This window comes from Candidatus Pelagibacter sp. PS_28, assembly GCF_059417885.1.
Map to the genome: position 1 here is coordinate 1,162,102 of NZ_CM182070.1, position 20,227 is coordinate 1,182,328.

Sequence of the window (20,227 nt, forward strand, 5' to 3'; positions counted from 1 at the left end):
ATTAACTAAATTTAAAATTCATTATATAGTCACTTCCTGATGTGGCTGTTTTAAAATGACTTTCGGCTCTTGGTAAAACTCTTTTAAAATAAAAATTTGCAGTCTGTATTTTATCTTCATAAAAGTCTTTGTTTTGTTCATAATCTTTAAAACTTACCTCTAAAACTTTTATCCACGCATGTGCTATGGACACAAACCCCAATGCTTTTAAATAGTCATTGCATGCTGCGCTTGCATCGTCTTTTGAGTTTTGCACTTTTTCTTTAATCCAATCAGTAAAAGTAGATAATATCTCTAGATGCGTTTTTAATTCTTTTATAAAAGGTTTTAATTTTTCATTTTCAGTACTGCAATCATTCTTGATCAGTTCCAAATATTTATCGATTATATCACCATTTTTATTTACCAATTTTCTAAAAACTAGATCAGCTGCTTGGATAGAATTTGTTCCCTCATAAATTGGGGTGATTCTATTATCTCTATATAATTGCTCTATACCTTGATCTTTCGTATAGCCATAACCACCATGAACCTGCATAGCCTCACTGGTTATTTCCATTCCCATATCACTAAACATCGTTTTAACCACAGGTGTCATTAACGATACAAGATCTGAAGCTTCTTGTTTAATTTTTTCATCTGGGTGATAAAGGCTAACTTCTGTTTGTTGAGACAGCCAAAAACATAAAGCTCTTTCGCCTTCAATAATAGATTTCATATTAAGCAAAGATTTTCTAATATCTGCATGTTCAATTATAAAATCTGCTCCATTAGTTGATTTTGTATTATTTGTTTTTCCTTGTTTTCGTTCTTTTGCGTAACTCAAAGAGTTTTGATAGGCAATTTCAGAAATCCCCAAGCCTTGAATTCCTACAACAATTCTCTCTAAATTCATCATAGTAAACATTGCGTTTAAGCCTTTATTCTTCAATCCGATCATATAACCAGTTGCACCATCAAAATTTAATACACATGTAGCAGAACCTTTAATTCCCATTTTACTTTCTATAGATCCTGTAGAAACTCCATTTCTAGCTCCAATAGATCCATCTTCATTTACTAAAAATTTAGGCACTAAGAATAAACTTATTCCTTTTGTGCCTGCTGGTGAGTCAGCTGCTTTTGCAATAACTAAGTGGATAATATTTTCAGTTAAATCTTGATCACCTGATGTAATAAAAATTTTCTGTCCACTTAACTTAAAAGTTCCATCAGATTGCTCAATAGCTTTAGTTTTTAAAAGACCTAAATCAGTTCCACAAACTGGTTCAGTAAGGCACATCGTACCACTCCATTTTCCTTCAACCATTTTTGGAAGGTATTTTTCTTTTATTTCATCTGTAGCGTGATGAAAAATACAATTATATGCACCAATACTTAACTCACTATAAAGTTTAAATGATAAACTTGCAGATGATAACATTTCGTCAAAAAAAGCACTTACGGTTTTTGGCATTCCTTGTCCTCCATATTTTGGATCACAAGAAAGTGAAGTCCAACCATCTTCTATATATTTAGAATAAGCTTCTTTGTAGCCTGGTGGTGTTCTAACCACACCATTCTCTAGAACTGTTGGATTTTCATCACCTGATTTTGCTAATGGTAATATTAAGTTTTGATTAATCTTGGCTGCTTCTTCTAAAATATCTTTTACTAATTCTGAATTAACCTCTTTATACTTTTCAAGATCATTATAATTTTTATTATTTCTTAATTTATCAAAAAGAAACATCATGTCTTCGACTGGAGCAGTATAATTTGGCATTCCAGAACTCTAGAATAATTATTTAATTATTGCAATTTTGAAATGATTGCATCACCCATAGCTGATGTTGATACTTCTTTTTTTCCCTGAGAAAGAATATCTTTTGTTCTAAGACCATCATTTAAGACATCTTGCACAGCTTTTTCTAAAGCATCAGCTTCACTATCTAAATCTAAAGAGTATCTTAAAGCCATTGCAAAACTTAAAATTGAAGCTATTGGGTTTGCGATTTCTTTTCCAGCAATATCTGGTGCAGAACCATGAATAGGCTCATACATAGCTCTCATTTCTCCATCTTTATTTTTTGCACCTAAAGAAGCAGATGGTAATAAACCTAGAGATCCCGTTAACATTGAGGCTTGATCGGAAAGCATGTCTCCAAATAAATTGTCCGTAACAATTACATCAAACTGCTTTGGGTTTTTTAATAATTGCATTGCACAATTATCAGCAAGCATATGACTTAATTCTACATCTTTATATTCTTTGTCGTGTAGTTCTTGAACTTCTTCTTTCCAAAGTTGTCCTGCTTCCATTACATTTGACTTTTCACATGAAGTAACTCTTTTTGATCTCTTTCTTGCTAAATCAAAAGCTACTTTTGCAACTCTAACTATTTCGCTAGTTGTGTATGAATGGGTATTAATCCCTTTTCTTTCACCATTTTCTATCGGCTTAATTCCTCTTGGTTCACCAAAATAAATTCCACCTGTTAATTCTCTGACTATCATAATATCTAATCCAGACACGATTTCTGGTTTTAAGGTTGAGGCATCAACTAATTGTTCAAAACAAATTGCAGGTCTTAAATTTGCAAATAGTTTTAATTCTTTTCTTAATTTTAATAAGGCTCTTTCAGGCTTTTTTGAAAACTCTAAGTTATCCCATTTTGGTCCACCAACTGCACCTAACATAACAAATTCACTTTCTAGAGCTTTGTAAAAAACTTCATCCGTGATTGGTGTCCCATGTTTGTCATAAGAACAACCTCCAGCTAAATCTTCATCAATTTCAAAATCTAGAGATTTATTTGAATTCAACCATAAAATAACTTTTTTAACTTCTTGAATAACCTCGGGTCCAATACCATCCCCAGGAAGAAGTAAAATTTTTCTTTTTTTAATTTTTATCATTAAATATCCATGGTTTATTATTTTTTAGATTTTCTTCAAAAGTTATAATTTTTTCTTTTTTGGCTAACGATAGTGCAATATCATCAAGTCCTTCTAACAAACATTTTTTCTTAAAAGGATCAATATCAAACTTGATTTCACTATTTCCAAAAATTATTTTTTCTTCATTTAAGTCTATTGAAATTTCTTCTTTTCTTTTTGAATACTCTGATAATTCTTTTATTTTTTCTTCTGGCAGAGTAATTGGTAAAATTCCATTTTTGAAACAGTTGCTGTAAAAAATATCGGCATAACTAGAGCTTATCACACATGTTATTCCAAAATCTAGAAGTGCCCAAGGTGCATGTTCTCTTGATGAGCCACAGCCAAAATTTTTTCCTGCGATTAATATTTTTGATTGATTGTGAGGTTTTTGATTTAGAATAAAATCTTTAATTTCATTTCCATTATCATCGTATCTCATTTCAAAAAATAAGTTTTTTCCTAACCCTGTTCTTTTAATCGTTTTAAGAAATTGTTTTGGAATAATCATATCTGTATCAATATTTACTATTGGTAAATATGCTGGGATACTAGTAAGTGAATTAAATTTTTGCATTTTAGTTTTGATACTTTCTAACATCATCTAAGTTTCCAGAAATTGCAGCTGCAGCTGCCATTCCAGGACTTACTAAATGTGTTCTTCCACCTCTACCTTGTCTTCCTTCAAAGTTTCTGTTTGAAGTTGAGGCACATCTTTCTCCTGGTTTTAATTTATCAGCATTCATTGCAAGACACATAGAACAGCCAGGCTCTCTCCATTCAAAACCTGAAGCTATAAATATTTTATCTAAACCTTCCTGCTCTGCTTGTTCTTTAACCAAACCTGAGCCCGGAACAACCATTGCCTGAACATGGGACGCTTTCTTTTTATCTTTTAATATTTTGGCAGCTTCCCTTAAATCTTCAATTCTACCATTTGTGCAACTTCCTATGAAAACCTTATCAATCTTAATATCTGTAGCTAGTGTATCAGCTTTTAAGCCCATATAATTTAATGATCTTTCTAAAGAGTTCTTTTTATCTTCATCTTGTTCATTTTTAGGATTTGGAACTTTGCCATCTATAGTGATTACATCTTGTGGAGAGGTTCCCCAAGTAATCATCGGTAAAATATCTTCTGCAACTAAGTTGATTTCTTTATCAAATTTAGCTCCATCATCAGTTTTTAAACTTTCCCAATATTTCATAGCCTTATCCCAATTTTCATTTTTTGGAGACATCGGTTTACCCTTTAAATATTCAAATATTTTTTCATCAGGAGCAATTAACCCTGCTCTTGCTCCTCCTTCAATAGTCATATTGCAAATAGTCATTCGTTGCTCTACGCTTAAAGATGAAATTAGACTGCCGGCATACTCAATAACTGATCCTGTTCCTCCCGCAGTTCCAATATTTCCTATAATTTGTAAGATTACATCTTTAGAGGTAACTCCAATAGGAAGTTTTCCGTTAACATTGATTCTAAAATTTTTTGCTTTTTTTTGTACTAATGTTTGCGTTGCTAGAACATGTTCTACTTCTGAGGTCCCAATTCCAAATGCCAAAGCACCAAATGCACCATGTGTTGCCGTGTGGCTATCTCCACAAACAATTACTGTACCAGGTTGTGTAAAACCTTGTTCTGGACCAATTATGTGAACAATTCCTTGTCTCTTGTCATTCATTCCTAAATATTGAACTCCAAATTCCTTACAATTGCTTTCTAAGGTATCTACTTGAATTTTAGACTCTGCATCCGCTATTCCTTTAGATCTATCAGTAGTTGGAACATTATGGTCTGCAACTGCTAGTGTTAAGCCAGGTTGTCTAACTTTTCTATTAGAGTTTCTTAATCCTTCAAAAGCTTGTGGGCTTGTTACTTCATGTACTAAATGTCGATCAACAAATAATAGTGCTGTACCATCATCTTGTTGATCTACTAAATGATCATTCCAAATTTTATCGTAAAGAGTTAAAGGCATTGAAAAAAAAATTATTTTTTTTCTTCTGATTTTTCTATTTTTGGTTCTGCTTGAACTTCTGCTTGTTTTACAGGTTCTACTTGAACTTCTGTTTGTTTTTCTGCTTCTACAGCCACTGGTGCTAAAGTTTCTTCTGTTACCATTTCTGGTTTGACATCAACTTCTATACCAATTTTTTTTCTAATTTTTTCTGCAATTCTAGCTGATTTACCTGTTCTGTCTCTTAGGTAATATAATTTTGCTCTTCTAACTTTACCATGACGGATAACTGTAATTGTATCTATAACAGTACCATATAGTGGAAATGTTCTTTCAACACCTTCACCAAATGAAATTTTTCTAACTGTGAATGAAGAATTTATATCTCTGTTTTTTCTAGCTATACACACACCTTCAAAATATTGAATTCTATCTTTTTTACCCTCTGTAATTCTAACACCAACTTTTATTACATCTCCTGGAAAAAAATCTGGGATTTTCTTCTCAGATAGTATTTTTTTAACGTTTAGTTGATTTATTTCTTCAATTGTTTTCATATTAGTATTTATCAAATTAATTTTTCTTATATTTTTCCCATAAATCTGGTCTTCGGACGCGTGTTATAGCCTCTGATTGTGATAAACGCCAGTCTTTAATTTTGTTGTGATCTCCTGATAATAGCACTTCTGGAACGCTTTTTTCCTCCCAAATTTGAGGTTTTGTGTATTGAGGATACTCCAAAAGTCCGTTCTCAAAACTCTCATCAGTCTTTGATTGTTCATTTCCCAAGACACCTGGAAGCAATCTTAGAACACTATCTAGTACAACAAATGCTGCTGTTTCACCTCCTGATAAAATAAAATCTCCTATGCTAAGTTCCTCTATATTCCTTGTAGATAACAACCTTTCATCAACACCTTCAAAATGACCACAAATTAAACTAATAGATTTTTCTTTAGACAGTTCTAGTGCTAATTTCTGATCAAGCTTTTTTCCTTTTGGTGATAAATAAAAAATTCTTTCTCCTTCTTTTTTATTTTCATCAAGAGATTTTGCTAAAATGTCAGCTTTCAACAACATTCCAGATCCACCTCCAAAAGGGGTGTCGTCTACTGTTTTATGTTTGTCCTCAGCAGCCTCTCTAAAATTTACAACTTTTAAATCCCAAATTTTATTTGTTAAAGCTTTTCCATATAGCCCTTTATTTAAAGGGCCAGGAAAAAAATCAGGATAGAGTGTGAATATCTGAGCTTGCCACATGAATCCAACTATTTAGCTTCTTCCTTTGGAGCTTCTGCTGCTGGTGCTGCTTCTGCTTTAGGAGCTTCTTCCTTTGGAGCTTCTGCTGCTGGTGCTGCTTCTGCTTTAGGAGCTTCTTCCTTTGGAGCTTCTGCTGCTGGTGCTGCTTCTGCTTTAGGAGCTTCTTCCTTTGGAGCTTCTGCTGCTGGTGCTGCTTCTGCTTTAGGAGCTTCTTCCTTTGGAGCTTCTGCTGCTGGTGCTGCTTCTGCTTTAGGAGCTGCTGCTGGTGCTGCTTCGTCTCCTTCTTTTTTTCTTTCTTTTTTAGGAATAGCTTTACTTGGATTACTACCGTTTGCAGGCATTGCTATAATACCATTTTCACCTAAAATTCTTGCAACTCTAGTAGTTGGTTGAGCACCTTGACCTAACCAATATTTAATTCTTTCTGCTTCTAGTCCTACTCTTTCTTTTTTATCTTTTGGTAAAAGTGGATTAAAGAATCCTACCTTCTCAATAAATCTTCCATCTCTTGCACGACGACTGTCAGCTATAACTACTTTATATACTGGTCTTTTCTTTGTTCCACCTCTTGATAGTCTTATTTTTATCATTTTTTTTCCTTTTTTTATTTAAGTTGATTTAGTAGCTCTGGAGGTATTCCTTTATCAGACATACCCTTCAGGTTTCCTTTTGACATCTTCTTCATCATTTCAGACATCATTTTAAATTGCTTAAGCAATTTATTGATAGTGGCCGCATCTGTTCCAGAGCCATTAGCAATTCTTTTTTTCCTAGAACCATCTATGATTTTAGGATTCCCTCTTTCTTTTTTGGTCATAGACAAAATTATTGCTTCGTTTTGAGTAATAATACTTTCATCAATTCCCGCAGCATCCATCTGTGACTTCATCTTTGAAACACCTGGCATAAATGACATTATTCCCTCTATACCACCCATTTTTTTCATTTGTCTTAATTGGGATAGATAGTCCTCCATAGAAAATTGTCCTTTTTTCAAATTTTCTTCAGCTTTTTTTAAATTTTCTTCACCAAGATCTTCTGCTGCTTTTTCTACAAGGGAAACAATATCTCCCATTCCTAGTATTCTATTTGCTATTCTGTCTGGATGAAAAACTTCTAAGTTTTCTATTTTTTCTCCTACCCCTAAAAACTTAATTGGCACTTGAGAAACATATTTCATACTAAGAGCTGCACCACCTCTTGCATCACCATCGGCTCTAGTTAAAACAATACCTGTTAAGTTTACCGTATTTTTAAATTCTTTTGCAACTTCTGCAGCAACTTGCCCTGTTAAAGAATCTGCAACTAAAAATGTTTCAGTTGGATTGATTATATTCTCTATTTGTTTAATTTCGCTCATCATCTGAAGGTCAATTTGAGTTCTACCAGCTGTATCAAACAATATAATTTCTGCTCCATTTAAGCTTGCAGCACTAACTGCTCTTCTACAAATGTCTGCTGGTAATTGTCCTTCAATTATAGGAAGTGTTAAAATATTATTTTGTTCTCCTAGAGACCTTAATTGTTCTTGGGCAGCAGGCCTGTAAACATCAAGGCTAACCATCATTATCTTTTTCTTTTTATTTTTTTCTAAGTATTTGGCTAATTTTGCTGTTGTTGTAGTTTTACCAGAACCTTGAAGACCAACTAGCATCATTGGAACTGGTGGAACTGCATTTAAATTAATATCTGTATTGCTTTCGCCTAAAAGGCTTACTAGTTCATCATAAACAATTTTAACAACCATATCTCCTGGTGAAGTTGATCTGATTATCTCTTGACCTAATACTTTAGGTTTAACTTTTGTTATAAAATCTTTAGCTACATCTAAAGAGACATCAGCTTCTAAGAGGGCCTGCCTAATAGCCCTTAAACCTTCATCTACTTGCTTTTCGTCAAGTGAAGGTGCTTTTTTTAAAGAAGAAAAAATTTCTTCGAATTTATTTGTTAAGTTTTCAAACATATTTATTACGCACAGCAGTTTCGCACTAGTGGGCGAATATCGCTGACTAGTGTTGATCTCTTTGTTTCCAAAGACACCACAAATTTAACGTTTTTGTGGAAACGAAATCAACCTATAATAGAGGTTCAAAAAGTCAATAAATAAGTTAAATATCTGTATATGGATATTAAAGCATTTAAAATGGATGGTTTAGGCAATGATTTTGTAATTATTGATCAAAGAAGCCAAGATTTTAATTTAGATAAAGATCAAATAATTAAGATATGTGATCGTAGTTTTATTGGATGCGATCAACTCATCCTAATTAAGAAAAATAAAGAAATAGATGCAAATGTAGAATTTTTTAATTCAGATGGAAGCATATCTGGTGCTTGTGGAAATGGCACTAGGTGTGTGGCAGATCTTCTATCAAAAGAAAGTGGTAAAAAAGAAATAACGCTCTTAACAACTTCTGGCTCACTAAAATCAAAAATTTTAGGAAATAATTTAGTCGAGACTGAAATTGGAATACCAAAAGTTAATTGGCAAGAAATTCCATTAAGTAAGCAGCTAGATACTCAAGACTTAAAAATTGAAATTATAGATAGAAATACTACCAAACATATTGGTGGAATAGCCATAAATGTAGGCAATCCGCACATAATTTTTTTTGTAGATGATATTGAAGCATTTGACTTAAAAAATATTGGTCCGAAAATTGAAAATCATCCTCTATTTCCTGAAAAATGTAATGTGACCCTGGCCAAAGTTATAAATAGAAATTTAATAAAAGTAAAAGTTTGGGAAAGAGGAGCTGGACTTACCAAGGCTTGTGGGACGGCAGCTTGTGCAACAGCTGTTGCAGCTAACATTAATAATCTGGTAGAAAAAACTACAGATATAGAGTTTGCATTAGGTAATTTAACAATTTCTATTGATGAAAGAAATAGCATTCATATGAAAGGACCTGTGTCTGATATTAAAAATATCAACATTAAGTTATAATGGGAATTTTTGATAAATTTAAAATTGGTTTTAAGAAAAGTGCTTCTGCATTTACATCTGGTTTAAGAGATATAATTGTAAAAAAAGAAATAGATGACAAAACATTAGATCAAATTGAAGAATATTTGATTCAATCAGATGTTGGTCTTGTTGCAGCTGAAGAAATTAAAAAAATTATTGCTCAAGAAACAATTAACCCCAAAAAAGATATTATGCATGAGGTAAACTTGATTCTTAGAAACTATATAGTTACTTTAATGAAACCTTTGGAAAATGAGAATTTTTTTAATAAAAAAGAAAAACTTAATGCAGTCCTAGTATCTGGAGTTAACGGGGTTGGAAAAACAACAACTATTGGAAAAGTTGGTAAAATTTTAAAATCTAATGGTAACAAAGTTATGTTTTCTGCCTGTGATACGTTTAGAGCAGCTGCTATAGAACAATTAGAAAGTTGGGCTATTAAAATTGATGTGCAAATTACAAAATCTACTCAAGGATCTGATCCAGCATCAGTTGCCTACAAGGCAATAGAAGAGGCATTAAAGAACGATTTTAACCATGTTTTGATCGATACGGCAGGGAGATTACAAAATAAAAAAAATTTAATGGAAGAATACAAAAAAATTGCCCATGTAACAAAAAAAATAGATCCAGATGCTCCTCACGATGTAATCCTAGTACTTGACGCAACCTCTGGCCAAAATGTTATCAGTCAAGTTGAAGAGTTTAACAAAATTATACCTCTTACTGGTTTGATAATGACAAAATTAGATGGTACTGCAAAAGGAGGAATTTTATTAGCCCTTGCTAAAAAATATAAACTTCCAATAATCGCTCTTGGACTTGGTGAAAAAGAAGATGATTTACAAATTTTTAATGCAGAAAAATTTGCAGAAGCATTTACTCAAATTAATTGATTAAATTATTCGAGATTAAAGGTTTATAATAATTACATTTATAATTTTCTTTTAATTGTGAGTGACCACAGTTTTTTGCGATCGATGAAATTATAAATTCAAATTTTCCACTAGAAGGATATTGATTTAACTTTTTATTAGTAATATCGAATTGAAAATTTTTATTAATATTTTTAATAGCACTAATCATAACTAGTGTATTATTATCTTTTAATAAATAATAAGCAAAATCCTCTGGGAACACTGGAAAATCATACTCTTCTAAAAAAAATTTAGCCTTTGAAGGAAACCACTCGTATGAAATTAGAGGAAGTGAAGTTTTTGTTTTATAGTTATAGATATAAAGATCCTGAGGAAAATCAGTTATATAATTAGATTCTTCACCTCGTGCTAAAATAGGTTTTTCTCTAGTTTTAAAATAAAGACTAAAATTTTCATCATGTGAATTCATCTGACCTATATGAAAAAAATTATCTGCAGAATAATCTTTTTCATCCGCATAAGTAAAATTAGCTACAAAGATTATAATGAATAAAGTCCTAACAATTTTTTTCATACTTATTGTATAAATATGAAATTTGTAAATTATTTGTTTAGATTGTGGCTTAATTTATTTAAACTTTTCTCTTAACTATATATACCCCGCCAAAAACAAGAGCTGTTCCTATGTAATGATAATACTCGAGCTGCTCATTGAAGAATAAAACTCCATAAATGGCACTATAAACTGTAAAAATGTAAAAAGTAAAACCAGTTATAGATGCCCCAAGTTTTTTTTGCGCCATTGTGTACAAGGTAAAAGCTATAATTCCTGGTGAAATAGCTGCAAATAAAACCCACATAAAAAAATCAGAATTAAATACAGTTCTTACAAAAAAAGCCTCTTCGATTAGATAAAATGGGAGCAAGCTAACCACTCCAAAAAATGCAATCAAAGTGAATCTATCAAAAATTTTTAGATTAGTTTTCCAATAAAATAGATAGATAGAATAAAGAGCCCAACCTATTGCAGAAGCTAGCATCCAGAGGTCGCCAATTGTGAATTTAAGACTAATTAATAAAGATAAATCACCTTTAATAATAATGGCAAAAACACCTATTAAACATGAAACTAGTCCAATAATTCTAAGAAGATTTATTTTTTCCTTAAAAAATAAACTTAAGATTATGATTATAAAAATTGGAGAAGAGGAATATATAATTCCCATGTTGGTAACGGTTGTTGTTTGACCAGCTAAAAATGGAAAAGCTCCACAAACTCCACAACCCATCGATCCAATGAAAAATATTCTTTTATATTCTTGTTTTACAAACTTAAAATTTTTTTTTAAAGAACTGTATGTAAATGGTAGTAATATTAAAAAAACTGCAGTCCATCTCTAAAAAGCTAAAGATATTGGAGGAACATACTCAACCCCACCTCTTGCAACGATTAAGTTGCTAGCCATAAAAATTGGTTGAATAAATAATAATAAGAAAGGTAAATAGCTATTTTTAGAATTATTCACTTAAAGGAAGATTTAATTCTTATCGAAAAAAGCTTCGTAGAACATCATAAAAATTGCTACTGCCATTAAAATAAACACTGGCAATATATCCCAAAATCCTATCATTGAAGATCTAGTTAAAGTTGTTGCAAGACCTATAAGAAATAATGTTGCAAGACCTGATCCTAATAGAGTTGTTATTTTATTTAGCATATTTTTTACAATTTTTTTCCAGCCAGTTGGCTACACCTAGAAATCTTAAATCATCTAGCTTGTCTCCAATTAACTGTATACCTAATGGTAAATTATTTTCTCCAACAAGTAAAGGTAATGAAATAGATGGTAGACCCATATAAGTCCAAATAGTACAAAATTCGGGGCTACCAGTGCTCTTGAGACCCTTAGGTGCAACCCCTGCTGATGATGGAGTTAACACCCCATGGTAATCTTCAAAAACCTCTTTATAAGACTCATAACTTCTCTTCATAAAATCTATCGCTTCAGCATATTCTTTGGCTGAGTATTTTAGTCCTCTTTCAATTGCACTGACCATTTCTTTAGAAAGATGTTTTTTTGATTTTTTATAATAACCTTGAAAATTATTTGCCATATCTGTTTCATGAATTATTTTATGGTATTTTGGAATATCATCAAAATAAGAAGGGGTATCGAATACTTCAATATTTTTTTTAAAAGTTTTTATAAAGAACTCAAAAGATTTTTGAGATTCTTTATCAATATTTTTCCAATTTTTAGTTTTATAAAAAATAAATTTTGGCTCATAAAGTGGTCCTTTTTTACAAACAGTTAACATTTCATCTGCCGCATAATGAATAGTTGATGGATCGTATAAATCTTTTTTTATTAGTGATTTTGCAAATAGGGCAACATCTTCTACCGTTTTTCCAAATACTCCGATGTGATCTAATTTATCAGATTGTCTCATCACTCCACTTCGTGAAATTAACCCATAAGAGGGCTTATAACCAACAACTCCACAGTAAGAAGCAGGTCTAATAATTGAGCCGTTAGTTTGTGATCCAATTGATAATGGTGCCATATGTGCTGCTATAACAGCCGCAGAGCCACTTGATGATCCTCCAGGTGTTCTTGAATTATCATGTGGGTTAGTAGTTTTGCCTGGGTGAAAATATGCAAGTTCAGTGGTTACAGTCTTTCCCATTACTATTGCTCCCTCAATCTTAAGTAGATTAACAACTTCAGAATCTTGTGAGCTTGGCATTTTTTTTCTGACAGGAGAACCACATTCAGTAGGCATTTCAAAAGTACCTATTATATCTTTAACTGCTATTGGTAGACCGTGCAAAGACCCAAGAGGTTTTCCTGATTTTCTATACTCATCTGCTTCAGCAGCTTTTTCTAAAAGCTTTTTTTTATCAAAATATTCCCACGCTTTTACATCTTTTTCAAATTTTTCAATTCTCTCAATATATTGATTACAAACCTCTACTGAAGAAATCTGACCCGATTTTAAGTGCTCAACTAATTTATTAGTTGTTAGAGTAAATATATTTAACATTTTAAATTATTTAGTTTGCAAATAACGTTTCTGGTAGCCACAAAGCAATACCTGGAAACATATACATAAGAAACATAGCAAATATTACTATTCCTAAGAAAGGCATAATTCCGGCAAATATTTCCATCAATTCAACATTTTTCTTTTGAACGCCCTTTAAGTAATAAGCGGACATGGCCATAGGAGGTGTTAAAAATGATGTTTGTAAATTTAGAGCGATTAACATTGCAAAGAAATATGGATTAACATCAAACACCTCAAGTAAGGGTAAAAATATTGGAACAAATATAATTAAAATTTCAGTCCATTCTAATGGCCATCCTAAAAGAAAAATTATTACTTGAGTAATAATTAAAAATTGCCAAGTTGATATTTCAATTGATGTAAAAAAATGTTCAAAAATTTCATGACCTCCTAGATAAGAAAATACAGAAGAAAAAGTCCAAGAACCAATAAACAACCACATGATCATTGCTGTAGTTTTTGCTGTTAGAAAAACAGATTCTTTAAAACTTTGCCACTTAAGTGTTTTGTAAAACCAAGATAACAATATAGCACCAAACGCTCCTGCTGCTGCTGCCTCTGCTGGCGTTGCAATACCTGCTAAGATTGTTCCAAGCACTAACATAATTAATCCAAAAAGAGGAACAAAAGAAACCAATACTTCTTTTAAAATTTCAGCTCTTGGCGGAATATCTTCTGCTCTTGGCTTAGGTGCAATTGATGGTTGGAGCCAAGCTCTACCCACTGCATAAGTTATATATAGTCCTGCAAGTAAAAGTCCTGGAAAAATTGCTGCAGCAAATAATCTCAAAGGAGATAGCTGAGCAATTACTGAATAAACAATTAACATAATACTAGGTGGTATTAAAATACCCAAACATCCACCCGCACAAATTACTCCTGAAGCAAATTTTTTATCATATCCTGCTTTAACCATCGCAGGCCAAGCAAGTAGACCCATTAAAGTTACAACAGCACCAATGATTCCAGTTGCTGTTGAAAATAAAGTACACGTTATTAGAGCAGCTACTGCCATTGAAGCTGGCAATCTATGAGCCGCAAGTCTTATTGCAAAAAATAATTTTGATACAATTCCGGCTCTTTCAACTAAATATCCCATAAATAAAAATAGTGGGACGGCGGTGAGCACGTTATTATCCATAACGGTGTATGTATTTTTTACAAATAATGAAAATATCCTATTATCAAATATGTGATCCATTAAAGCAGGATCGTAATAAGCATAATATCCAAAACCTATTCCCATTGCCATTAAAGTGAAGGCAATTGGAAAACCTAATAGCACTGCAAATAAAAATAGCCCCATCATTAAGATGGCAACTTCTGGGTTTGTTAGACTAAATAACATCTTTTTGATCCTCGTCTTGTGCTGTTCTCATTAAGATTTGTTCTGTTTCTTCTGCAACAACCATTCTTGCTGGCCAATGTCCAGTTTTAATACAAATAATTGCTCTAAACACTTCAGCAATTCCCTGAATAACCAAAAATACTCCTGCAGCTGGTATCAGAGATTTTACCATATAAATATTAATTTGGGCTGGGCTACTCCAACTAGTCTCTTTTATCTTCCAAGCAAGTGCTGCATATTCATAACCATAAAATGCTAAAGCCACGACGCCAGGAAAAAAGAAAATAAAATAAAGTACTAAATCAATATAGCCTTGTGTTCTTGGTTTAAATAATCTGTAAATTACATCACCTCTAACATGAGATTCTGTCGCTAAACAATAAGCACCTGACATCATCAATATTGCACCATACATCTGCATACTAAAGTCAAAATTCCAAAGTGTTGGCTTATTAAATACGTATGCCATCATAACTTCGTAACAAGTTCCACCCATTAAAATAACAATACACCAAGAGAAAGCCTTGCCTATTGAGGTACTTAATGTGTCAGCAAATTTTATGTAGGCTCTCATCATGGTTTAAATAGGATACTCTAATTTTGTTAAAAACTGTACTATAAAAAAGGGGGCCGAGACCCCCTTTTTAAAATATTAAAAAGTTAATTAGATTTTAACTTTTCCAATTGGACCAAACTCATTTTCATAAGCTAGTTTGTAATTAGGCTGATTCATCAGCAAGTACTTCATTACTTTCTTAGCATATGCTTTTTGAGAGTCGATTACCTTCTTGAAGAATGCATCTTTTGCAGAGAATTCTCCAACAATTTTATCCCAACCTTTTAACTGTTCAGCTAAAATGGCATCAGACGTTTGGTAAACGTTAACCTTATGTGTGTTCATCAAATCAGCTAAACTGTCAGAATATCTAACAAGCGCTTTGAAGTAGTTATCTGTATTCGCAGCATAAGCAGCGTTTTTTAAGATAGCTTGATGAGCAGGTGAAAGGCTGTTCAGTCTCTTCGTGTTCATAGGAATTTCAAACATCTCTTGAGATTGGTGGAAACTTCCTAAGTGATAGTGTTTAGAGACATCTTGCATTCCAAACTGTGAGTCTGATGTTGGGTTGTTAAACTCAGCAGCATCAATCAAACCAGTTTTCATTGCTGGTTGAATCTCACCACCTGGTAATTGTCTTACGACCATTCCCATAGCAGTTAAAACGTTAGTCGCTAGACCAACTGTTCTATACTTCATACCTTTAACATCAGATACTTTAGTTACGTTCTTTTTGAACCAACCAAAAGGTTGTGCTGGCATAGGCATATGAAAGAAACCTGTGTAGTTAAATCCAACACTAGCTACTGCTTCTTCATATAGTTTTCTTCCTCCACCATACTCCATCCATCCCATAACTTCTTGAGATGACATTCCGTATGAAGGACCAGTTCCAAAAAGTGAAGCTGCAGCGTTTTTACCGTACCAATATGCAGTCACCCAGTGACCCATATCAACGATTCCATCGCTTACCGCCGCTCCGATTTCTGAAGTTTTAACAATTGCGTTTACAGGCTGAAGATCAATTTTAAGTGATCCACCTGACATATCGCTAACCATGTTACAGTAGTCTTGCGCCATTTCAAAAAAGATGTTTGCGCCTGAAGGCCAAGCAGCTTGCATTTTTAATGTAACGTGTCCGTCTGCAGTTGCAATATTAGGCATTGCTACAGCTGTTGCTGCTGCTGCACCTGTAACTGCTGCTGCTTTAAAGAACTTACGTCTTGAAGGTGTTGTAGCCTTCAAAGATTTTTTATCTTTAATCATTATTTCTCCTCTATTAGTATTTGTTAATTAACAATATGAACTTAATTATAATTGAGCTTAGGAGTCTAGGGAGAAAATGACGCTTTAATGTCATTTTACAATCTGAGATAGAAAAATAATGCTAAATTTAAATTAATTTTTCATCTTCATATACACAACATCTTTCAGCAGGAATATGTAAGCTTATACTGTCTGAAGGTACTTCAGTTTCTCTATTGATTTTAGATTTGATTGTAAGATTTCCAGCTTTAGCCGTTAGAAGTTTATAATTTCCAAGATCTTCTACTTTATCTACCTTTGCAGATAACACATTGTCTTTTTGTTTTTCTGCTAATTTTATATATTCGGATCTTATTCCCAATTTAACATTTTTATTTTTTAACTTTGTTAGATCTGTTGTTGTTTTAATTAAAGTATCATTAATTTTAACACTATTATTAGATGATACTTCTGTTTCAAATAAATTCATTGCAGGAGATCCTATAAAGTATCCAACAAAAGTAGTATTTGGTCTTTCAAACAATTCTTTGGGAGTTCCTGTTTGAACCACTTCACCCTCACTCATAACTATTATATTATCTGCAAAAGTCATCGCTTCATTTTGATCATGGGTTACATAAACTAAAGTTGTTTTATATTGCTCATTTATTTCTTTAAGATTTCTTCTTAATTTAAATTTTAAATCAGGATCTATAACTGTTAATGGCTCATCCATTAAAACTGCTGCCACATCTTCTCTTACAAGTCCTCTACCAAGAGAAATTAATTGTTTTTGATCGGCAGTAAGTTTTCTAGCAGGCAAATTTAAGAAAGATTTTAAATTTAATGTTTCTGCAACAGAATTAACTCTTTCCTGAACTATTTCTTTAGAAAAATCTCTACATCTAAGTGGAAAAGCTAAATTATCATATACTGTCATAGTATTGTAGATCACTGGAAATTGAAAAACTTGAGCAATATTTCTACTTTCAGTTTTAAGATCTGTAACATCTTTGTCGTCAAATAATATTTTGCCAGATGAAGGCCTTACTAGACCTGATACAATATTTAACATTGTTGTTTTACCGCATCCAGATGGACCTAAAATTGCATATCTCTTTCCATCTTCCCAAGTCATTGAAAAAGGGTTTAGTGCATAAGTTGGGTTAGCATCGTTTGGATTATATGAATGAGATATCTTATTTAAATTAATTTTAGACATTACTGCCCCCAAATGGAGATGAAGCTAAATTTCCAGTTTCATCAAATGCGTAAGCTTTGTTTGATCTAAAATTAATTTTAACTTTATCGTGGATTTTAAAATCCATAACTTCTTCTATACTGGTTATAATTTTTGCATTTCCTCTAGTAAGATGGAGTAAAGTTTCTGAACCACTAATTTCTGCAAGCTCTACTTCAAACTCAAACCCATTATCATTTAATTCAACATCTGATGCTCTTATACCAAAATTAAAATTTTTATCTTTTATTTTAGATAGATGATGTGGAATATCTATTTCAATATCTTCGAATTTTATTTTATTAGAATCTATGTCAGCTTTTAAAATGTTCATTGGTGGGTCATTTGAAATAGCTGCAACCTTTAGATTTTTAGGGTTTTCAAATATTTCTTTTGCAGCACCCACTTGGAGTACTCTACCATCATCAAGAACAATGACTTCACCATTAAGTTCCATTGCTTCTCTAGGATCCGTCGTTGAAAAAACTACAATACTCTCTTCTGATAGGCCATTAATGAATATGTTTTTAAACTCTTCACGCAACTGCTCTCTTAACTTGTAATCTAAATTAACCAATGGCTCATCCAATAATAAAATTTTAGCATTTTTTACCAGTGATCTTGCAACTGAAACTCTTTGTTGTTGACCACCTGATAATTCTTGAATTTTTCTTTTTTCATAGCCTTCTAATCCTACTAATTTTAAAGAATTAAAAACTTCATCGTTAATCTTTTGAGAATCTAAACCTCTCTGTTTTAATGGAAAGGCTATATTTTCAAAAACATTTAAGTGAGGGTAGTTAATGAATTGCTGATAAACCATAGCAATATTTCTTTCCCATACTGGTATCTCTAAAAAATTCTTACCTTCAAATTTAATTGTTCCACTATCTGGCATAAGTAGTCCAGCTATTGTTTTTAATAAGGTCGTTTTCCCAGAAAGTGTTCTTCCTAAAATCGTATATAATTTTCCCTTTTCAAAATTAAAAGAGATTTTTCTTAACTGTAGCTCTTCAGTTAATTTGTATGATAAATTTTCTCCAACTAAATTCATTATTTAATTGCTCCAGACAAATTTCCTTTTGACAAATATCTTTCAACAATAAATGCAACTACAATTAATGGTGCAACAGAAACTAATGCAGAAGCGGATAAACTCCACCATGGTGTAATTGAAGAATTTAAGGCAACTATTTTAACTGGTAATAATTGTACTTCGGTAAAAGTTAGAATAAATGCAAAGAAGAAATCGATCCATCCAAATATTATACAAAACATTCCAGCAACAATTAAACCTGGTATTGAATTTGGTAATACAACTTTAAAAAATGCTTGGTAAGGATTACATCCATCTATTAATGCCGTTTCATCTATTTCTCTCGGTACCTTATTAAAGAAATCAACCATAATCCAAACTGCTATAGGCATTAACAAAACGATATAAACAACTATCAGCCCAATTAGACTGTCTAATAAATTGACTGCTCCTAAAAATAAGAAGAAAGGTATTGATAAAACAATTGGTGGCATAATTCTTTGAGATATAAAAAAGAAGGTAATGTCATTATTTTTTATGGGACCTGCTTTAAAAGTATATCTTGAAAGTGCATAGGCAGATAAAGTTCCAAGGATTATGCTTATTAAACTAGCAGTACATGTTACAAACAGACTATTAAAATAAGGCTCAACAATATCTACCCCTCCTTGTGCTGGTGATTTAATTAAGACCCTCCAACCTTCTAAGTTTGGTTCAAAATCAACCCATGGAATATAAGTAACACCTCCATTAACTGAATTAAAATCTTTGAAGGAAGTTGTAAGCGCCCAAAGAAAAGGTGCCACAACAAATACTGTCCAAATTGTTATAAAAAAATATTTTAAGAATGTGTATAATTTTCCCATATCTAATCTTTGAGTAATAATTTAGTTAATACTTTTGCAATAACAGTTAAGCTTATGATCATTATTATTAAATATGTGAATGACATTGAAGCTGCATAGCCCATTTGAAACTCTCTCAATCCCTTAATAAAAATATAAAAGCTTGAAGTCTCAGTTGAAGTTCCTGGACCACCAGAGGTTAATACGTAAACCGTATCCATTATCTTTGAGGCTTCAATCAATCTGATAATAATTGCACCAATAGATATAGGTGCCATTAATGGAAATGTTACATAAATAAATTTTCTAATTGGGCTAGCTCCATCAATTGCAGCTGCCAAAAAGGGTTCTTTTGGAAGTGATAAAAGACCTGCTAGTAATAATAAAAACATAAATGGTGTCCACTGCCAAACCTCAACAATAATAACTGTGAATTTAGCTAAGGTAGGATCTGTAAGCCATTTTGGTGAAAAACCAAAATTCCCTAAAATATCATTTACTGGGCCAAGAGACTCATGAAAAAAAGTTCTCCAAATAACAGTCATAATAACTGGGGTAGTCATCATAGGAATTAAAAACAAAACTCTAAAAAATCTTTGAAATTTAATTTCTTTCCAAACCATATGAGCCAGTGCAAAGCCAATTACATATTGAAGAACAACAGTTGTAACTGATAAAAAACTCAATCTAAAAAATGATTCCCAAAACCGTGGATCATCAGTAAATAATCTTATGTAATTTTCAAGACCTATAAAGTTTAAACCATTATAACTATTCCAGCCTGATAGACTTAAACGAACTACAAATATTATTGGGAAAATTAAGATACCTATAAGAACAAATAAACCTGGGAATAAAAAAACGTATTTATGTTTAAAGTTCATGTAATTGGATTTTGAATA

The 20,227-nt window shown here is 32.2% G+C and carries 22 protein-coding genes and 1 pseudogene; 2 read left to right on the plus strand and 21 right to left on the minus strand.

The genetic code is table 11. The annotated features are described in order from the left end of the window. Position 1 precedes the first annotated feature (1 nt). From AC5SMR_RS06275 to ffh, 8 genes are read right to left on the minus strand one after another with little or no spacing between them, the layout of a single operon-like run. Positions 2-1,765, minus strand: a complete 1,764-nt coding sequence (locus AC5SMR_RS06275) for an acyl-CoA dehydrogenase C-terminal domain-containing protein (RefSeq protein ID WP_494576731.1) — start codon at positions 1,763-1,765, stop codon at positions 2-4. Between the two features lie 26 nt (positions 1,766-1,791). Further along, the gene (gene leuB / locus AC5SMR_RS06280; protein ID WP_494576733.1) at positions 1,792-2,898 is read right to left on the minus strand and encodes a 3-isopropylmalate dehydrogenase; all 1,107 of its coding nucleotides are present in this window, start codon (positions 2,896-2,898) and stop codon (positions 1,792-1,794) included. Beyond that, on the minus strand, positions 2,885-3,496 hold the full coding sequence (leuD, locus tag AC5SMR_RS06285; protein ID WP_011281572.1) for a 3-isopropylmalate dehydratase small subunit: 612 nt from the start codon (positions 3,494-3,496) through the stop codon (positions 2,885-2,887). Before leuD ends, leuB begins: the two co-directional genes overlap by 14 nt. Before the next feature lies 1 nt (position 3,497). Next, positions 3,498-4,901: a 3-isopropylmalate dehydratase large subunit gene (gene leuC / locus AC5SMR_RS06290; RefSeq protein WP_018413624.1), complete on the minus strand. Its 1,404-nt coding sequence runs from the start codon at positions 4,899-4,901 to the stop codon at positions 3,498-3,500. An 11-nt stretch (positions 4,902-4,912) separates the two neighbouring features. Then, positions 4,913-5,437, minus strand: coding sequence for a 50S ribosomal protein L19 (gene rplS / locus AC5SMR_RS06295; RefSeq protein ID WP_494576735.1), 525 nt, complete (start codon positions 5,435-5,437; stop codon positions 4,913-4,915). A 16-nt stretch (positions 5,438-5,453) separates the two neighbouring features. Beyond that, complete coding sequence (gene trmD / locus AC5SMR_RS06300) at positions 5,454-6,140, minus strand: tRNA (guanosine(37)-N1)-methyltransferase TrmD (RefSeq protein ID WP_271580142.1); 687 nt, start codon at positions 6,138-6,140, stop codon at positions 5,454-5,456. Positions 6,141-6,148: 8 nt separating this feature from the next. After that, a complete protein-coding gene (gene rpsP / locus AC5SMR_RS06305; protein WP_018413627.1) occupies positions 6,149-6,730 on the minus strand; it encodes a 30S ribosomal protein S16 in 582 nt (193 codons plus the stop codon). Positions 6,731-6,744: 14 nt separating this feature from the next. Further along, positions 6,745-8,103 carry a signal recognition particle protein gene (gene ffh / locus AC5SMR_RS06310; protein WP_018413628.1) on the minus strand — a complete coding sequence of 453 codons (1,359 nt, stop codon included), beginning with the start codon at positions 8,101-8,103 and terminating at the stop codon, positions 6,745-6,747. 159 nt (positions 8,104-8,262) lie between these two features. Between ffh and dapF the strand changes: the two genes are divergently transcribed. After that, entirely contained in the window at positions 8,263-9,087 is an 825-nt protein-coding gene (gene dapF / locus AC5SMR_RS06315) for a diaminopimelate epimerase (RefSeq protein WP_494576738.1), read from the plus strand. After that, a complete protein-coding gene (gene ftsY / locus AC5SMR_RS06320) occupies positions 9,087-10,004 on the plus strand; it encodes a signal recognition particle-docking protein FtsY (protein ID WP_494576740.1) in 918 nt (305 codons plus the stop codon). Before dapF ends, ftsY begins: the two co-directional genes overlap by 1 nt. Here ftsY and AC5SMR_RS06325 read toward each other — a convergent pair. The 13 genes and pseudogenes from AC5SMR_RS06325 to AC5SMR_RS06385 form a co-directional block, all read right to left on the minus strand. Beyond that, positions 9,997-10,560 carry a hypothetical protein gene (locus tag AC5SMR_RS06325; RefSeq protein ID WP_006997650.1) on the minus strand — a complete coding sequence of 188 codons (564 nt, stop codon included), beginning with the start codon at positions 10,558-10,560 and terminating at the stop codon, positions 9,997-9,999. The two genes, ftsY and AC5SMR_RS06325, sit on opposite strands and share 8 nt — an antisense overlap. Positions 10,561-10,618: 58 nt before the next feature. Next, a complete protein-coding gene (locus tag AC5SMR_RS06330; RefSeq protein ID WP_494577406.1) occupies positions 10,619-11,104 on the minus strand; it encodes a DMT family transporter in 486 nt (161 codons plus the stop codon). Further along, positions 11,096-11,371 (minus strand): annotated as a pseudogene (locus tag AC5SMR_RS06335) (EamA family transporter); the annotation flags it as partial. The gene AC5SMR_RS06330 and the pseudogene AC5SMR_RS06335, both read right to left, overlap by 9 nt. Positions 11,372-11,383: 12 nt before the next feature. Continuing rightward, the gene (locus tag AC5SMR_RS06340) at positions 11,384-11,512 is read right to left on the minus strand and encodes a hypothetical protein (RefSeq protein WP_494576742.1); all 129 of its coding nucleotides are present in this window, start codon (positions 11,510-11,512) and stop codon (positions 11,384-11,386) included. Between the two features lie 12 nt (positions 11,513-11,524). Next, complete coding sequence (locus AC5SMR_RS06345) at positions 11,525-11,704, minus strand: hypothetical protein (protein ID WP_020168902.1); 180 nt, start codon at positions 11,702-11,704, stop codon at positions 11,525-11,527. Continuing rightward, entirely contained in the window at positions 11,694-13,031 is a 1,338-nt protein-coding gene (locus AC5SMR_RS06350) for an amidase (RefSeq protein ID WP_006997647.1), read from the minus strand. The genes AC5SMR_RS06345 and AC5SMR_RS06350 overlap by 11 nt, the downstream gene beginning before the upstream one ends. A gap of 10 nt (positions 13,032-13,041) precedes the next feature. Continuing rightward, complete coding sequence (locus AC5SMR_RS06355) at positions 13,042-14,403, minus strand: TRAP transporter large permease (protein WP_494576745.1); 1,362 nt, start codon at positions 14,401-14,403, stop codon at positions 13,042-13,044. Further along, complete coding sequence (locus AC5SMR_RS06360; RefSeq protein ID WP_494577407.1) at positions 14,393-14,977, minus strand: TRAP transporter small permease subunit; 585 nt, start codon at positions 14,975-14,977, stop codon at positions 14,393-14,395. The genes AC5SMR_RS06355 and AC5SMR_RS06360 overlap by 11 nt, the downstream gene beginning before the upstream one ends. 90 nt (positions 14,978-15,067) lie before the next feature. Continuing rightward, the gene (locus tag AC5SMR_RS06365) at positions 15,068-16,225 is read right to left on the minus strand and encodes a TRAP transporter substrate-binding protein (protein WP_494576746.1); all 1,158 of its coding nucleotides are present in this window, start codon (positions 16,223-16,225) and stop codon (positions 15,068-15,070) included. Positions 16,226-16,352: 127 nt separating this feature from the next. Then, positions 16,353-17,426: an ABC transporter ATP-binding protein gene (locus AC5SMR_RS06370; protein WP_494576748.1), complete on the minus strand. Its 1,074-nt coding sequence runs from the start codon at positions 17,424-17,426 to the stop codon at positions 16,353-16,355. After that, entirely contained in the window at positions 17,419-18,498 is a 1,080-nt protein-coding gene (locus AC5SMR_RS06375) for an ABC transporter ATP-binding protein (RefSeq protein WP_494576750.1), read from the minus strand. The genes AC5SMR_RS06370 and AC5SMR_RS06375 overlap by 8 nt, the downstream gene beginning before the upstream one ends. After that, positions 18,498-19,346: a carbohydrate ABC transporter permease gene (locus AC5SMR_RS06380; RefSeq protein ID WP_168606993.1), complete on the minus strand. Its 849-nt coding sequence runs from the start codon at positions 19,344-19,346 to the stop codon at positions 18,498-18,500. Before AC5SMR_RS06380 ends, AC5SMR_RS06375 begins: the two co-directional genes overlap by 1 nt. Before the next feature lie 2 nt (positions 19,347-19,348). Further along, the gene (locus AC5SMR_RS06385; RefSeq protein WP_168606992.1) at positions 19,349-20,209 is read right to left on the minus strand and encodes a carbohydrate ABC transporter permease; all 861 of its coding nucleotides are present in this window, start codon (positions 20,207-20,209) and stop codon (positions 19,349-19,351) included. Positions 20,210-20,227 lie beyond the last annotated feature (18 nt).

Excerpts from the sequence above, each read along its gene's own strand:
- AC5SMR_RS06275 (WP_494576731.1), bottom strand. The coding sequence starts at position 1,765 with ATGCCAAATTATACTGCTCCAGTCGAAGACATGATGTTTCTTTTTGAT.
- leuB (WP_494576733.1), bottom strand. The coding sequence starts at position 2,898 with ATGATAAAAATTAAAAAAAGAAAAATTTTACTTCTTCCTGGGGATGGT.
- leuD (WP_011281572.1), bottom strand. The coding sequence starts at position 3,496 with ATGCAAAAATTTAATTCACTTACTAGTATCCCAGCATATTTACCAATA.
- leuC (WP_018413624.1), bottom strand. The coding sequence starts at position 4,901 with ATGCCTTTAACTCTTTACGATAAAATTTGGAATGATCATTTAGTAGAT.
- rplS (WP_494576735.1), bottom strand. The coding sequence starts at position 5,437 with ATGAAAACAATTGAAGAAATAAATCAACTAAACGTTAAAAAAATACTA.
- trmD (WP_271580142.1), bottom strand. The coding sequence starts at position 6,140 with ATGTGGCAAGCTCAGATATTCACACTCTATCCTGATTTTTTTCCTGGC.
- rpsP (WP_018413627.1), bottom strand. The coding sequence starts at position 6,730 with ATGATAAAAATAAGACTATCAAGAGGTGGAACAAAGAAAAGACCAGTA.
- ffh (WP_018413628.1), bottom strand. The coding sequence starts at position 8,103 with ATGTTTGAAAACTTAACAAATAAATTCGAAGAAATTTTTTCTTCTTTA.
- dapF (WP_494576738.1), top strand. The coding sequence starts at position 8,263 with ATGGATATTAAAGCATTTAAAATGGATGGTTTAGGCAATGATTTTGTA.
- ftsY (WP_494576740.1), top strand. The coding sequence starts at position 9,087 with ATGGGAATTTTTGATAAATTTAAAATTGGTTTTAAGAAAAGTGCTTCT.
- AC5SMR_RS06325 (WP_006997650.1), bottom strand. The coding sequence starts at position 10,560 with ATGAAAAAAATTGTTAGGACTTTATTCATTATAATCTTTGTAGCTAAT.
- AC5SMR_RS06345 (WP_020168902.1), bottom strand. The coding sequence starts at position 11,704 with ATGCTAAATAAAATAACAACTCTATTAGGATCAGGTCTTGCAACATTA.
- AC5SMR_RS06350 (WP_006997647.1), bottom strand. The coding sequence starts at position 13,031 with ATGTTAAATATATTTACTCTAACAACTAATAAATTAGTTGAGCACTTA.
- AC5SMR_RS06355 (WP_494576745.1), bottom strand. The coding sequence starts at position 14,403 with ATGTTATTTAGTCTAACAAACCCAGAAGTTGCCATCTTAATGATGGGG.
- AC5SMR_RS06360 (WP_494577407.1), bottom strand. The coding sequence starts at position 14,977 with ATGAGAGCCTACATAAAATTTGCTGACACATTAAGTACCTCAATAGGC.
- AC5SMR_RS06365 (WP_494576746.1), bottom strand. The coding sequence starts at position 16,225 with ATGATTAAAGATAAAAAATCTTTGAAGGCTACAACACCTTCAAGACGT.
- AC5SMR_RS06370 (WP_494576748.1), bottom strand. The coding sequence starts at position 17,426 with ATGTCTAAAATTAATTTAAATAAGATATCTCATTCATATAATCCAAAC.
- AC5SMR_RS06375 (WP_494576750.1), bottom strand. The coding sequence starts at position 18,498 with ATGAATTTAGTTGGAGAAAATTTATCATACAAATTAACTGAAGAGCTA.
- AC5SMR_RS06380 (WP_168606993.1), bottom strand. The coding sequence starts at position 19,346 with ATGGGAAAATTATACACATTCTTAAAATATTTTTTTATAACAATTTGG.
- AC5SMR_RS06385 (WP_168606992.1), bottom strand. The coding sequence starts at position 20,209 with ATGAACTTTAAACATAAATACGTTTTTTTATTCCCAGGTTTATTTGTT.